Origin of the sequence: Streptomyces tendae (genome assembly GCF_014650435.1) — a bacterium.
Classification (GTDB): Bacteria; Actinomycetota; Actinomycetes; order Streptomycetales; family Streptomycetaceae; genus Streptomyces; species Streptomyces tendae.
Map to the genome: position 1 here is coordinate 447,243 of NZ_BMUY01000004.1, position 13,908 is coordinate 461,150.

Annotated in this window: 16 protein-coding genes; 13 read left to right on the forward strand and 3 right to left on the reverse strand. The window is 73.1% G+C overall.

Translation table 11 applies throughout. The features are described 5' to 3' along the window. Nucleotides 1-64 precede the first annotated feature (64 nt). Complete coding sequence (locus IE258_RS14030) at nt 65-628, forward strand: Dps family protein (protein WP_159323769.1); 564 nt, start codon at nt 65-67, stop codon at nt 626-628. A gap of 64 nt (nt 629-692) precedes the next feature. On the opposite strand, the gene IE258_RS14035 is transcribed toward IE258_RS14030, so the two are convergent. Next, complete coding sequence (locus IE258_RS14035) at nt 693-1,049, reverse strand: PRC-barrel domain-containing protein (RefSeq protein WP_189743317.1); 357 nt, start codon at nt 1,047-1,049, stop codon at nt 693-695. A gap of 172 nt (nt 1,050-1,221) precedes the next feature. On the opposite strand from IE258_RS14035, the gene IE258_RS14040 reads away from it, so the two are divergent. The 3 genes from IE258_RS14040 (at nt 1,222) to IE258_RS14050 (ending at nt 3,481) form a co-directional block, all read left to right on the forward strand. Next, entirely contained in the window at nt 1,222-1,575 is a 354-nt protein-coding gene (locus IE258_RS14040) for an STAS domain-containing protein (protein ID WP_159323771.1), read from the forward strand. Further along, nucleotides 1,572-2,507, forward strand: coding sequence for an anti-sigma factor RsbA family regulatory protein (locus IE258_RS14045; protein ID WP_189743319.1), 936 nt, complete (start codon nt 1,572-1,574; stop codon nt 2,505-2,507). The genes IE258_RS14040 and IE258_RS14045 overlap by 4 nt, the downstream gene beginning before the upstream one ends. 128 nt (nt 2,508-2,635) lie before the next feature. Further along, entirely contained in the window at nt 2,636-3,481 is an 846-nt protein-coding gene (locus tag IE258_RS14050) for an RNA polymerase sigma factor SigF (RefSeq protein WP_189743321.1), read from the forward strand. 11 nt (nt 3,482-3,492) lie between these two features. Here the strand turns inward: IE258_RS14050 and ku are convergent, their stop codons facing one another. Next, nucleotides 3,493-4,554, reverse strand: coding sequence for a non-homologous end joining protein Ku (gene ku, locus IE258_RS14055; protein WP_189743323.1), 1,062 nt, complete (start codon nt 4,552-4,554; stop codon nt 3,493-3,495). Nucleotides 4,555-4,786: 232 nt separating this feature from the next. Between ku and IE258_RS14060 the strand changes: the two genes are divergently transcribed. Both IE258_RS14060 and IE258_RS14065 read left to right on the forward strand, forming a co-directional pair. Then, nucleotides 4,787-5,908, forward strand: a complete 1,122-nt coding sequence (locus IE258_RS14060; protein WP_189743325.1) for a lipid II:glycine glycyltransferase FemX — start codon at nt 4,787-4,789, stop codon at nt 5,906-5,908. Between the two features lie 25 nt (nt 5,909-5,933). Continuing rightward, complete coding sequence (locus IE258_RS14065) at nt 5,934-6,635, forward strand: type 1 glutamine amidotransferase (RefSeq protein WP_189743328.1); 702 nt, start codon at nt 5,934-5,936, stop codon at nt 6,633-6,635. An 18-nt stretch (nt 6,636-6,653) separates the two neighbouring features. Here the strand turns inward: IE258_RS14065 and IE258_RS14070 are convergent, their stop codons facing one another. Then, complete coding sequence (locus IE258_RS14070) at nt 6,654-7,820, reverse strand: GDSL-type esterase/lipase family protein (RefSeq protein WP_189743330.1); 1,167 nt, start codon at nt 7,818-7,820, stop codon at nt 6,654-6,656. A 193-nt stretch (nt 7,821-8,013) separates the two neighbouring features. Here IE258_RS14070 and IE258_RS14075 point away from each other — a divergent pair, with 193 nt between their 5' ends. The 7 genes from IE258_RS14075 (at nt 8,014) to IE258_RS14105 (ending at nt 13,900) form a co-directional block, all read left to right on the forward strand. Next, the gene (locus IE258_RS14075) at nt 8,014-8,952 is read left to right on the forward strand and encodes a GlxA family transcriptional regulator (protein ID WP_189743331.1); all 939 of its coding nucleotides are present in this window, start codon (nt 8,014-8,016) and stop codon (nt 8,950-8,952) included. 78 nt (nt 8,953-9,030) lie between these two features. Beyond that, on the forward strand, nt 9,031-9,606 hold the full coding sequence (locus IE258_RS14080) for a DUF488 domain-containing protein (RefSeq protein WP_373309751.1): 576 nt from the start codon (nt 9,031-9,033) through the stop codon (nt 9,604-9,606). A 95-nt stretch (nt 9,607-9,701) separates the two neighbouring features. Continuing rightward, on the forward strand, nt 9,702-10,655 hold the full coding sequence (locus tag IE258_RS14085; protein ID WP_189743333.1) for a hypothetical protein: 954 nt from the start codon (nt 9,702-9,704) through the stop codon (nt 10,653-10,655). A gap of 95 nt (nt 10,656-10,750) precedes the next feature. Then, the gene (locus IE258_RS14090) at nt 10,751-11,089 is read left to right on the forward strand and encodes an SCO0607 family lipoprotein (protein ID WP_189743335.1); all 339 of its coding nucleotides are present in this window, start codon (nt 10,751-10,753) and stop codon (nt 11,087-11,089) included. A gap of 154 nt (nt 11,090-11,243) precedes the next feature. Next, nucleotides 11,244-12,098: a hypothetical protein gene (locus IE258_RS14095; protein ID WP_189743337.1), complete on the forward strand. Its 855-nt coding sequence runs from the start codon at nt 11,244-11,246 to the stop codon at nt 12,096-12,098. A 66-nt stretch (nt 12,099-12,164) separates the two neighbouring features. Beyond that, the gene (locus IE258_RS14100; RefSeq protein ID WP_189743339.1) at nt 12,165-13,028 is read left to right on the forward strand and encodes a DMT family transporter; all 864 of its coding nucleotides are present in this window, start codon (nt 12,165-12,167) and stop codon (nt 13,026-13,028) included. A 101-nt stretch (nt 13,029-13,129) separates the two neighbouring features. Next, the gene (locus IE258_RS14105) at nt 13,130-13,900 is read left to right on the forward strand and encodes a GntR family transcriptional regulator (RefSeq protein WP_189743341.1); all 771 of its coding nucleotides are present in this window, start codon (nt 13,130-13,132) and stop codon (nt 13,898-13,900) included. The last annotated feature ends 8 nt before the right edge of the window (nt 13,901-13,908 follow it).

The window sequence follows — 13,908 nt, forward strand, 5'->3', positions numbered from 1 at the left end:
GCCGATACGGGGCATTCGTGCACGAGCAACGACGTACGAAACGCATGAGGAGCTGAGGTCCGCCATGACGCACGACCTGACCCCGAAGTACACGGTCCCCGGCATCGAGCGCGAGGCCGCCGGACGGCTGATCGGTGTGCTGCGGCTGCGCCTGCACGCCCTCAACGACCTGCACCTGACCCTCAAGCACGTGCACTGGAACGTGGTGGGTCCGCACTTCATCGCGGTCCACGAGATGATCGACCCCCAGGTCGACCAGGTGCGCGACATGGCCGACGACGTCGCGGAGCGCATCGCCGCGCTCGGCGGGGTCGCCCAGGGCACGCCCGGGGCGCTGGTGGCCGAGCGCAAGTGGGACGACTACTCCATCGGCCGGGCGGACGCCATCGCCCATCTCGGCGCGCTCGACGTGGTCTACACCGGCGTGGTCGAGGGCATGCGCGCGGCGGTCGAGGAGGCCGGCAAGATCGACACGGCCACGGAGGACCTGCTGATCGGCCAGCTGAGGGACCTGGAGCAGTTCCAGTGGTTCGTGCGGGCGCACCTGGAGAGCGCCGGCGGCACCCTTGCGACGGGCAGCGCGACGTCCGAGACCGAGGCGGCGGCCCGCGGAGCGGAAGTCGCGTAGCCGGCCGGTACGGGCGCAGGAGGACGGTGTCCGGCCCGCGCGGCCGGACACCGTCCCGCGGGGTTCAGCGCCGGCCGAGGCGGCGTTCGCCGCGACTGCCCTGCTCGTAGGGCAGGTGGTAGTGGGCGAAGACCGCGCCCTCGTCCTCGGCGGCCAGCTCACCGTCCGGGTCGATCCCCGGCGCGTCCTTGACCAGCGACTTGTCGTAGGTCACCTTCAGGTAGGACGGCCCGACGGTGGCCTTGTCCACCGGCACGAAGACGAGTCGCCTGCGGGTCGGCATCCCGATGGTGACCGTGGCGAACGCGGGCCGGTCGGTGAGGGTGTCGAAGTAGATGGACTCCAGGGTTCCGATCTTGCGGCCGTCGTAGTCCACGACGTCGAGGCCGCGCCAGTCACGAATGTTTTCGGCTTCAAACATGCCCAGTCTTCCCTTCCGAGGACGCGCTCACTGTCTAGTTCCCCGCTTCGCCCGACTGTCGCCCGTTTGTCCCCTCACCGGCGTAGGGCGCCCGATCCGGGATAGGCTGCCTGGCCGGGAGAAGCGCCCGGGTACCGCCAGGTGCCCGGCGGAGATCCGAAGGGGATCGAGTGTGGATGGCACAGGCGCCACAGGCGGCCCGCCCCGCATCCGGAGCGGCGCCCTGCTGGACGTGGGCCCACTGCCCGGCCGGCCCGGCATCCGGGCCAGCGGTGAGATCAACGTGAGCACCCGGCTCTCCTGGGAGAACGCCCTGACCGAACTGTCCCGGCGGCACACGGACGTGTCCTACGTGGAACTGTCGGGGGTGCGGTTCGTCGACGTGGCCGGAGTGACGGCGCTGGCCGTCACGGCCATGAACCTGCCCGTCGGCCGGGTCGTGGTGGAACGGCCGCCGCCGCAACTGCCCCGGGTACTGGACCTGTTCTGGCCGTCCCTGCACCGGATCGAGGTGGCGCCACGATGAGTACGGCGACCACCGACGCGACCTTCACCCATCCGGCGCTGTTCTACCGCTCCGAGGCGGAGTACACCGACCGGACGGTGGCGTTCGTACGGGAGGGCCTGGCCGCGGGCGAGCCGGTCGCGGTGGCCGTGCCCGGACCCAACCTGGAGCTGGTCCGGGCCGGGCTCGGCACGGACGCCCGGGACGTCACCTTCCTGGACATGACCGAGGCCGGGCGCAACCCGGGGCGGATCATCCCGGGCGTGCTGAGGGCGTTCGCCGACGGGCACGCGCGGGCCGGGGTGCGGGTGCGGATCATCGGCGAGCCGGTCTGGGCGGGGCGCAGCGCCGCGGAGTACCCGGCGTGCGCCCAGCACGAGGCGCTGATCAACGCGGCCTTCGCGGGCCGCGCCGCGACGATCCTGTGCCCGTACGACGAGGCCCGGCTGGCCGCGGACGTCCTCGCCGACGCCCTGATCACCCACCCGACGGTCGTCACGGCGGGCGGTGAGCGGGTCAGCGAGGAGTACGACTGGCGCGCGGTCGTCGCCCGCTACAACGAGCCGCTCGGGCGCGCTCCCGACGCCGACGTCCTGGTCTTCGGGCCCGGGGAGCTGCCCGAGGCGCGCCGCTTCGCGGTCGAGCGGGCCGCCTCGCTCGGGCTGACCGGCCGGCGGCTGCAGGACGCGGAGCTGGCGGTGGCCGAGCTGACCACCAACAGCGTGGTCCACGGCGGCGGCAGCGGCACGGTCGCGGTCTGGTCCGAGGCGGGACAGGTGGTGTGCGAGGTCCGCGACGCGGGTCGGCTCACGGATCCACTTGCCGGCCGGCGGCCTGCGGAGCACGGGCAGATCGGTGGCCGCGGTCTCCTGCTCGTCCACTACGTGGCCGATCTGGTGCGGATCCACACGGCGGACGAGGGCACCGCGGTCCGCTTCTACCTGGGCTTGTGATGCACCGTCCGGGACTCCTCTCCGACGTCGTGGCACTCCGCCAGGTGTGCGCGGCCTGACCCGGGGTAGGCGATCGGTCGTCGGCCGACAAGGTGACAACGACGACCGATCCACCGGGAGGGCACATCATGACGACGACGACCGCACAGACCACCGAGCACGCCACTACGGACATGCCGGAGATCGCGGACCCGTCCAAGGTGGCGCCCAAGGACGCGCGGGAGTTGTCGAAGCTGTTCTTCGAGCAGCTGTCGGTGCTGGAGGAGGGCACTCCCGAGCACCAGTACGCCCGCAACACGCTGATCGAGATGAACATGTCCCTGGTCCGCTTCGCGGCCGGCCGGTTCCGCAGCCGCGGCCCGGAGGAGATGGAGGACATCGTCCAGGTCGGCATGATCGGTCTGATCAAGGCCATCGACCGGTTCGAACTGACCCGCGAGGTCGAGTTCACCTCCTTCGCCGTGCCGTACATCGTCGGGGAGATCAAGCGGTTCTTCCGGGACACCTCGTGGGCGGTGCATGTGCCCCGGCGTCTCCAGGAGGCCCGCGTCCAGCTGGCCCGGGCCACCGAGGAGCTGCGCAGCCGGCTGGGCCGCAACCCCACCACCCAGGAGCTGTCGGAGCTGATGAGCCTCCCGGAGGACGAGGTCGTCGAGGCCCGGCTGGCGGCCAACGGCTACAACTCCGCCTCCCTGGACGCGGCCATCAACGGCAGTGAGGACGGCGAGTCGGCGCTCGCGGACTTCATCGGTGCCGACGACGCCGCCCTGGCGCTGGTGGACGACTTCCACGCCCTGGCCCCGATGATCGCCGAGCTGGACGAACGCGACCGGCAGATCATCCACTGGCGGTTCGTGGAGGAGCTCACCCAGAAGGACATCGGCGAGCGCCTCGGTGTCTCCCAGATGCACGTGTCCCGGCTGATCTCGCGGCTGCTGACCCGACTGCGGGAGGGCATGCTCAGCACCGCCTGAGCGGTGGCCCCTCAGGCCGCGGTCGTCTTCTTCTTCCGGCGACCGCGGCTGCCGCTGCCACTGCCACTGCCACTGAGGGCGTCGACGAGTTGCTGGCGGCTCATCTTCGAGCGGCCCGCGATGTCCTGTTCGGTGGCCCGCTGATAGAGCTCTGCCTTGCTCAGCTCCCGCAGCTCCGCCCGCGTGGAGGCGGTCGGGCGGGCGGACCCGGCGGCCTTCCGCCGCGACCCGGCGGCCTTCTTCCGCTGCGCGGACGGCTTCTTGTCGGCCGAGCCCTCGCCCGCGTCGCCCGCCCCCTTGGCCTGTTCCAGGCTGCCGCGCAGGACCTCCATCAGGTCGACGACGTTGGTGGCCTCGGGCGCCTCCTCGGCGACGGCGACCTCCTCGCCCTCGGCCTTGGCCCGGACCAGCTCGCGGACCTTCTCCTGGTAGGTGTCGCGGTAGCGGTCGGGCTCCCAGTCGCCGCTGAGGGCGTCGACGAGACGCAACGCCATGTCGAGCTCCTTGCCCCGGCCCACCCGGTCGGACGGCAGTTCCGGCAGCTCCTCGACGGGGTCGCGGACCTCGTCGGCCCAGTGCAGCGTCTGGAGCAGCAGGACGCGGTCCTCGGCGCGCAGCGCGGTCAGGTACTGCCGGTTGCGCATGACGAAGGTGGCGACGCCCGCCTTGCCGGTCTCGGCGAGGGCGGTGCGCAGGAGTTCGTAGACCTTGAGGTACTCCTTGCCACGCGGGGCGAGGTAGTAGGTGCGGCCGAAGTAGACCGGCTCGATCCGGTCCAGGTCAACGAAGTCGGTGATCTCCAGGGTGCGGGAGCGTCCCGGCGCGATCTCGTCGAGTTCGCCGGGCTCCACGACGACGTACTCGCCCTCGCTCACCTCGTAGCCCTTGACGATGTCGTCGGCGTCGACCTCCTTGCCGGTGCGCTCGTTGACCCGACGGTTGCGGATCCGGTCCGAGGTGCCGCGCTGCAACTGGTGGAAGTGGACCGTGTGGTCCTCGGTCGCCGTGAACAGACCGACGGGCACCGAGACCAGCCCGAAGGTGATCACGCCTGTCCAGATCGCCCGCGCCATGACCGTGTGCTCCGTCCGTCCCGTTCGCACCGCCCGGTCCTGCCACGCTGCCATCCGGTCCACGGCCCCGCGCGCCGGACGGAGCACACGGGTGGGCGGCCGGGTGACAGCGCGCGGATCGGCGGCCGCCGTTGTTCCCTGTGAGGTGTGCGGGACGGCAGACCCGCCCGCGGGTCCGGCCGTCCGAGCCGAACCGCCCCACCGTCGAACGAAGCCGAACAGAGGGACGCCCATGAGCTGTCGTGTGCAGCCGATCACCCGCGAGGAGCATCTTCGCTTCGTCACGGCCCGGCCTTCCGTGAGTCACCTCCAAGTCCCCTCCTGGGGGGACGTGAAGCCCGACTGGCGGGCCGAGAGCCTGGGGTGGTTCGACGAGGGCGGACAGCTGGTGGGCGCCGGACTGGTGCTGCTGCGGCCGCTGCCGCGGCTCAGGCGGTACCTGGCCTACCTGCCCGAGGGTCCGGTCATCGACTGGACGGCGGACGGTCTGGAGCGGTGGCTGGAGCCGATGCTCGCCCACCTGAGGGAACGCGGTGCCTTCACGGTGCGGATGGGGCCGCCGGTGGTGACCAGGCGCTGGAGCGCCGACGCGGTCAAGGCGGCGATCGCCGACCCGGAGGCCCGGCGGCTGGACGACGTGGAGGCGACGGAGCGCGAGCCCGGGGCCGACGACATCGCCGAGCGGCTGCGCCGGATGGGCTGGCGGCGCACCGAGCCGGGCGGTGCGGACGGCTTCGCCGCGGGCCAGCCGCGCCACGTGTGCCAGGTACCGCTCGCCGGGCGGTCGCTGGAGCAGCTGCAGAACGGCTTCAACCAGCAGTGGCGGCGCAACATCAAGAAGGCCGAGAAGGCCGGCGTCAAGGTCGTCCGGGGCGACGCGGAGGATCTGCCCGCGTTCTACGAGCTGTACGTGGAGACCGCGCGACGGGACCGGTTCGTGCCGCGCCCCCTCGCCTACTTCCAGCGCATGTGGCAGGCGCTGACGGCCGAGGACCCGGACCGCATGCGCCTGTACCTCGCCCACCACGACGGGGAGGTGCTCGCCGCGGCCACGATGCTGACGGTCGGCGAACACGTCTGGTACTCCTACGGCGCGTCCACCGGCCGACGCCGCGAGGTGCAGCCCAACAACGCCCTGCAGTGGCGGATGATGTGCGACGCCCGGGAACTGGGCGCTGCCGTCTACGACTTCCGCGGCATCACCGACACCCTGGACGAGGACAACCACCTGCTGGGGCTGCTGCGGTTCAAGGTCGGCGCCGGCGGACAGGCAGTCGAGTACCTGGGCGAGTGGGACTATGCACTGAACAGGGTGCTGCACAAGGCTGTGTCCCTGTACATGGCGCGCCGCTGAAGGGCGTGCGGCGAGGGGGTGGGAGATGGCACGGCTCCTGGTGGTGCAGAACCATCGGGGCGGCGGACCGGGCCGGTTCGGCGACTGGCTGGTCGCGGGCGGGGTGTCGCTGGACGTGGTGCACGCGTATGCCGGTGCGGCTCTCCCCCGGCGTGCGGCGCACGACGGCGTGCTGGTGCTCGGCGGCGGCTATCTGCCCGACGACGACGCACGTGCTCCCTGGCTCGCGCAGACCCGGGTCCTGGTCGCCGAGGCGGTGGAGCGGGGCGCCCCGGTCTTCGGGATCTGTCTCGGCGGGCAGCTCCTCGCCCAGGTCGCCGGCGGCACGGTGCGCGGTCGGCACGGCGAACCGGAGTTCGGCAGCACCCCGTTGGCCCTGCGGTCCGAGGCCGGTGACGATCCGCTCTTCGCAGGGCTGCCGGAGCGGGTGACGGCGATCGAGCACCACCAGGACGCCGTCACCGCCCTGCCGCCCGGCGCGGCGTGGCTCATGTCGAGTGAGCGGTGCCCGTACCAGGCGTTCCGGGTCGGTGAGCGGGCGTGGGGCGTGCAGTTCCACCCCGAGGCGGGGGCGGACCGGGTCGGGTCGTGGGACGCCGACCGGCTCCGGGCCCGGGGGCTGGACCCGGTGGAGCTCGCCCGCCGGGCGGAACGGGACGAGCCCGCGGCCGAGGCGGTCTGGCGCGAGGTGGCCGGTCGTTTCGCGGCGCTCGTCGTCGGGTCGTGAGCCCGGCCCCCATGGGTTTCAGCCCGCGAAGGCGCGCCGGTCGGCGAAGGCCAGCTTGGCGAAGCGTTCGCCGATGAGGCGGTGGGTGGCGGCGTCCGGGTGGATGCCGTCCGGCAGGGGCAGGTCCGCCGCGTCGGTCTCTCCGTAGAGTTCGCGGCCGTCGAGGTGGTACAGGTTCTCGTCGTCGGCGGCCCGCTGGGTGACGATCCGGGACAGCTCGTCCCGGATGACGTTCAGGGTCAGCTTCCCGCTCGCGCGTTCCGCCGGGTCGCCCGTGGCGACGAAGCGTACGCCGCCGTCCGTGAAGTCGGGGGCGAGGGGGCCCGGGGTGTCCTCGTGCACGGGGCACAGGATGGGCGAGACGACCAGCAGCGGGGCGGTGGGGTGGCCCTCTCGGATGGTGTCCAGGAAGCCGTGCACGGCGGGGCCGAAGGCGCGCAGGCGCATGAGGTCGGCGTTGACCACGTTGATGCCGATCTTGACGCTGATCAGGTCGGCGGGGGTGTCGCGCATGGCCCGTGCGGTGAACGGGTCGAGCAGGGCGCCGCCGCCCAGGCCCAGGTTGACCAGTTCGACGCCGCCGAGGGAGGCGGCGAGGGCGGGCCAGGTGGTGGTGGGGCTCGCGGCGTCGGAGCCGTGGCTGATCGAGCTGCCGTGGTGCAGCCAGACCCGACGGCCGGGGTCCGGGGCGGGCTCGACGGGGGCGTCGGTGCGCAGGGCGACGAGTTCGGTGGTCTCGTTGTGCGGCAGCCAGATCTCGATGTCCTTGTCGCCCTCGGGCAGGTCCGCGAAGCGCAGGGTGCCGACCGGGCCGGGCTCGACGCCCGCCGTGCCGGTGGTCATGTCGATGGTCAGGGTGTTGCCGCCCGCGACACTGCCCCGGCCCGCCGGGCGGCCGTCGACGAGCAGGTCGTACACACCGTCCGGGCGCGGCGGGGCACCGACGTAGGCCCGCTTGGTGGGCAGGGTGTCCAGTTCGAGGGCGGTGGCGCGGGTGCGCAGGGTCAGGCGTACGCCGGAGGGCTGGGACTCGGCCATGGCCAGCTGTCCGTCGTTGTTCTGTGCCCGGGCCGAGGCGGGGAGCCGGTGGGGCAGCAGGCCGTGCTCGGTGCGCTCCAGGTCGAGGGCGCCCCGCAGCAGGTCCCGGGTGATGGGCGTGGTGATCCAGTCGTCCGTGGTGCGCATGTCGCCTCCGGCGGTGGTGCGGCTGCCTGTGCGGCATCTTCCGTTACGCATTATGCAGTCACCTAATACACTTAGGCAAATTGCTTACCAGAGCAGGAAGTCTCGCCCGTCTTCCTGTGGCAGGAGTGACGGGTTTCAACGGGAAAACGCCACAGCCGCCGGTCGCCCGCACGTGTGGAGGTACGTTCCGGCCATGCACACCGTCGCCGTTCTCGCGCTGGACCGGGTGATCCCGTTCGACCTGTCCACGCCGATCGAGGTCTTCACCCGTACCCGGCTCCCCGACGGCCGTCCCGGCTACCGGATCCGGGTGTGCGCCGAGCACCCCGAGATCGACGCCGGCGTGTTCACGCTGCGCGCGCCCTGGGGACTGGACGGGCTGCGGGAGGCGGACACCGTCATCGTGCCGGGTACGGCCACCCCCGCCGACCCGCTCTCCCCCGCCGTCCGCGACGCGCTGCGCACGGCCGCCCGGAACGGCGCACGGATCGCCTCCATCTGCTCCGGCACCTTCCCGCTGGCCGCCACCGGACTGCTGGACGGGCTGCGTGCCACCACCCACTGGCTCGCCGCCGAGGCCCTGGCCGACGCCCATCCGGACATCGATGTCGACCCGGACGTCCTGTACGTCGACAACGGCCAGGTCCTCACCTCGGCCGGAGCCGCCGCGGGCCTGGACCTGTGCCTGCACATGATCCGGCGCGACTACGGCTCGGCGGTCGCCGCACACGCCGCCCGGCTGTCGGTGATGCCGCTGGAACGCGAGGGCGGCCAGGCGCAGTTCATCGTCCACGACTGTCCGCCCGTGCCCCGCGGTTCCGCCCTCGAACCCCTGCTCACCTGGCTGCGGGAGGACCTGGCCCGCGACCTCTCCCTCGCCGACATCGCCGCGCACGCCGGGATGAGCACGCGGACGCTGATCCGCCGCTTCCGGGAGCAGACCGGCAGCACTCCGCTGCAGTGGCTGCACCGTGCCCGGGTCCGGCAGGCGCAGCACCTGCTGGAGACGACGGAGCACTCCGTGGAGCGCATCGCCGCCCAGGTCGGCTTCGGCTCGCCGACGGCCTTCCGCGACCGCTTCAAGCGCACCACCGGAGTCAGCCCCCACGCCTACCGGCGCAGCTTCGGCTGACGCCGATGCCCCGGCGCAGTGCCCCGGGTGGGCCCGCTCCGGGTCGCGGGGCCGCCCGGGTGACCGTAGACAGAAGGCATGGGCGCAGGCAGCGAGGGAACCGGTGACGACATGTCGCGGCCTCACCTGGTCACGTTCGGGCACGGCACCGCGAGCCGCGCGGAACTGGCCGGACTGCTGCGTGGTGCCGGTGTCGCCTCCGTGGTCGACGTCAGGACCGCCCCCGGCAGCCGCCGCGACCCCGACCTGCTGCGGGAGCGACTGGCCCGGTGGTTGCCCGAGGAGGGCCTGGCCTACCGGTGGGAGCGGCGTCTGGGCGGTTTCCGCAAGCCGGCGCCCGACTCGCCCGACGTCGTCTGGCGCAACGCCTCCTTCCGGGCGTACGCGGGGCACACCCGGTCGCCGGAGTTCGTCGCCGCCATGGACGAGTTGCTGGCCCGGGCGGCACACGAGCGCACCGCGGTCATGTGCGGCGAGGCGGTGTGGTGGCGGTGCCACCGGCGCCTCATCGCCGACTTCGCCGTGCTGGCCCGCGGCATCCCCGCGGACCACCTCATGCACGACGGCCGTCTGACGGCCCACTCCCCCACCCCGGGTGCCCGGCTGCGGACGGACGGCCTGCTCGTCTACGACGACGTGGCGGCGGCGAAGTAGGCCGCCAGCCGCATTGACGCCGGGGCGGTCCCGGCGGGCGGCGGGCACGACGGCGAAGGACGACGAAGGACGGCGAAGGACGGAGGCCGGAGGCCATGCAGCGCAAGGGCGGGCGTCGCCGGGACACGGACGGCCAGGACTCGGGAGCGGTCGAGCAGGTCCTGGACGAGCTCTACGCCACGCCTCCGTCCGCCTTCGTCTCCCGCCGTGAGGAACGCGCCGCGGCCGCCAGAACGGCCGGCCGCAAGGAGGACGCCCGCCGCATCCACGCCGCCCGCCGGCCCACGCTCGCCGCGTGGGCGGCCAATCTGCTGACGCGCTCCCGGGCGGAGGAGACCCGGCGGTTCCTGGAGTTGGGACAGGCACTGCGCGAGGCACACCGCACCCTGGACACCGCCGGACTCAAGGAGCTCTCGGCGCAACGCCGGCGCATCGTCGCCGCTCTCTCCCGGCAGGCCGCCCAACTCGCCGGCGAGGCCGGGCAGCGGCTCTCCCCGGCGGCGCAGCGGGAGGTCGAGTCGACCCTGCGCGCGGTCCTCGCGGACCCCGGCGCGGCCGACCGGTGGGCCGAAGGACGCCTGGAGGTCGCCCTGACACCGCCCTCGGACTTTCCCTCGGGCACCGCTCCGGCGGAACCCGCCCGGACCGAACCCGGGCCGCGGCCACGACCGAAGTCCCGCGGCACCGCTACCGGCACCCGGGCGAAGGACGAACTCGCCGAGCGGCGCCGCAAACGGCGGGAGGAGTTGCAGCGGGCCGAGCAGGAGGCCGAGCGGGCCGCACGGCAGCTGCGGGACGCACGCGCCGAAGAGGCCGACGCGCAGGAGTCACTGCGCCGGTCCGACGACGAACTGGGCCGGGTACGCGAGACGGTGGCCACCGCCGAGGAGCGGCTGCGCGCGGCACACGAGGACCTCGACCGGGCCGAACGGGAACGGCGGGAGGCCGAGCAGCGGGGCCGTACGGCAGCGGACGCCCTCGCCGGTGCCGAGCGGGACGCACGGGCGAGCGCGCGCCGGGTGGACCGTTTGACCGGCCGGGGCAGGTAATACGGCTCGTCCGATTGAGTACTCGTACTCATGAGGTGCTTCCCCCCACCGGGGGACGCTTGCCGCACCAGTCACCCCCCCCCAGGGAGTCAACCGTGCGCACCACTCACCTTTCTCACCGGCCGTCAGTCGTGTCCGCCGCCCGCGTCGGGCGGTCCGTCAGCGGTCTCGTCCTGGCCTGTGCGGCCGCCTCGGCGGTCCTGACCGGCTGTTCCATGGAGGAGGCCAGCTGCGGCGGCGGCGAGTACCCGGTCATGACCATCGGAGACACGGGCAGCGCCTGTGTGCCCAACGGCGAGGAGCCGCCCAAGGGTTACACCCGCTACCCCGAGGGCAAGGTCCCCGAACACGTCGGCGACGAGTGGGACACCTACTGGCAGACACACACCGTCGACGAGCACGGGAAGGTCGTGGAGGTGCCCGCGGGCGGGTGACCACCGCTGTCCGCGGCCGAACACACGCACGGGATTGCGGCGGCACATACCACGATGGCGGCCATACGTGGTATACCGACTCGGCAGCGAACAGGTCAACAACTGAGGGCTGCGCGTCAGCCTTCACGGCCGCGAACCAAGGAGAGTCCACACCATGTCCGAGAGCACGATGCAGTCCGCCACGGAACTGGCGTCGCAGTACAGCGTCCAGGTGACCGACGACCTGGAGCGCAACGTCAAGGAGCAGGAACGTGTCAGCGCGGAGATCACGGCTCTCCAGCAGCAACTGGCCGCGCTGCAGCACGACCACGCCCTGCTGGTGAACATGCAGCAGGCCCTCGGCATCACCTCGCCGCCCACCCCGTCCGCGCCGGAGCCCGCCGCCGCACCCGAGTCGGCCGCGGTTCCGGCGCCGCGCGGCGGTGCGGCCCCGCGGTCGACCGCGGGCAAGTCGACGCGGAGCAAGAAGGCCACCACCGCGCCCAAGCGCGCCGCGGCTCCGAAGCCGAGTGCCAAGGCGGTCTCGAAGCCTGCGGCGAAGAAGGCCACGAAGCCGGCAGCCACGACGACCACCGAGACGGCCGCCAAGACCGCCGAGAAGACGGCCCCCAAGACGACCGCCAAGGCTGCCGACAAGGCACCGGCCAAGACCGCCGAGAAGACGGCCGGGAAGTCGGCCGCCAAGACCGCGGGCAAGCCCGCGGCGAAGAAGGCGGCGGCGCGCGAGGCCGGCCGGCCCACCCTGGTGGAGCTGGTGCGCGAGCACCTCGCCGGGCAGCGGGAACCGCGCTCCGCCGCCGAGGTCACCACGGCGCTGGGCGAGGCCCACTCCGGACGCACCGTCAAGACCACGGTCGTGCGCACCACGCTCGAAGGACTCGTCGCCAAGAACCAGGCCCAGCGCACCAAGCAGGGCACCTCGGTCTACTACACCGCCACCGAGGCCGCCGCACCCGGGCGTGAGCAGCGCCCCGCGGCCGAGGCTCCCTCCGCCCGGAGCGGCAACTGAGCGACTCCCGGCACCCCGGACGTGACGCGGCGCGCGGCCGGGGGAGATCGGGGTGAGTATCGGTGGATGGCTTTCGTCCTGCCGGTGCTCTTCGCACTCCTCGCCGCGTTCAGCAACGCGCTGGCCACCGTGCTGCAGCGGCGCGCCGCGCTGAGCGTGCCCCAGTCCCAGGGATTCCGCCCCGGACTCGTCCTCGACCTGTTGCGGCGCCCCGTGTGGCTCGGCGGGATGCTGGCCGTGGTGGTGGCCGGCGTGGGGCAGGCGGTGGCGCTGGCGACGGGGCCGCTGTCACTCGTACAGCCCCTGTTCGTGCTGGAGCTTCCGCTGGCCCTGCTGCTGGCCTCGCTGCTCACCGGCAACCGGCTGCCCGAGATCCTGTGGCTCGCCGTCGGCGGAGTGGTCGTGGGGCTGGGGGTCGCGCTGGCCTCGGCCGCGCCGGACGGCGGTGAGGCCGACGTGCCCCTGGACCGGTGGGTGCCGGCGCTGGCGGCCTGCGCGGGGGCGGCCGTACTGCTGGCCGCCGCGGGCCTGAAGCGCCCCGTCGGCAAGGCCCGTGCCGGTTGCCTCGGCGCGGCCACCGCGGTGTGCTACGCCCTGACGGCCGGTCTGATGAAGGACTCCATGCGCGTCCTGGACACCGACGGTGCGGTCGGCTTCTTCACCGCCTGGCAGACCTACGGCTTCGCGGTGGCCGGGGTGTGTGCCGTGCTCCTGCTGGAGCACGCCATGCAGGGCGGCCCGCTCGTCGCCTCCCAGCCCGCCCTCACGCTGGGCGACGCGACGGTGAGCCTGCTGCTCGGCGTGGTGCTGTACCGGGAGGACGTACGGGGCGACTGGTGGATCGTGCCGCAGCTGATCGGGGTGGCGCTGGTCGTCGTGGGGGTGCTGAACCTGGCACGGCTCGGCGCGGATCTGCGCACCGCGCGGTGAGCGTCCCGCCGGCCGGGTGGCGAAGCGCACCGCAGTACCCGGCGAACCTGCAGGTCAGACGTTTCCGCAGGTCAGCAGGGGTGGCGTAACTTCGGCGAAACATGGTTCGGGTTACCGTGGCCGGCATGGACCACCACGGGGGACGGCCGCGCGCCGAGCGGGCCCGGCAGCTGGCCGACGTACTGCGGCAGCAGATCACGGACGGTGCCTTCGCCGACGGCACGCTGCCCGACGAGCGGGATCTGGGCCGCCGGTTCGACGCCTCGCGCAACGCCGTGCGGGACGCCCTGGCGCTGCTGCGCGAGGAGGGTCTGATCACCCGGCGGCGCGGGGTCGGGACGAGGGTGCTGCTGCCGAAGTACGGGCACGGTCTCGACCGGCTGACCGGGCTGGCCGAGGAGCTGACCGGGCGCGGCACCGTGACCAACGAGGTGCGGGTCGCCGCGGAGGTGCCGGTGCTGCCGGCCGCGATCGCCGCCCGTCTGGAGGTACCGGCCGGGGCGGGCGGGGTGTACGTGGAGCGGCTGCGGTGGCTGGACGGGCTGCCGCTGTCGCTGGACACCAGTTACCTGACCGCCGGCATCGGCCGTGCCGTGCTCGCCGGCGATCTGCGCGGCCGGGACGTGTTCCACCTGATCGAGGAGGCCGCGGGCGTCCCGCTCGGGCGGGCCGAGGTGGCCGTGCACGCGGTCAACGCCGCCCCGGGCACGGCACGGCTGCTGGGGATCGAGCCCGGGGCGGCGGTGTTCGCCCTGGAGCGGCTGACCCGGTTGGCGGACGGTCGGCCGGTGGACACGGAGTCGATCCGGATCCGCGCGGACCGGATGACGCTGCGCGCCACGCTCGGTCGTGGTGGACCGCGGACCACGTGAGGGGAGGC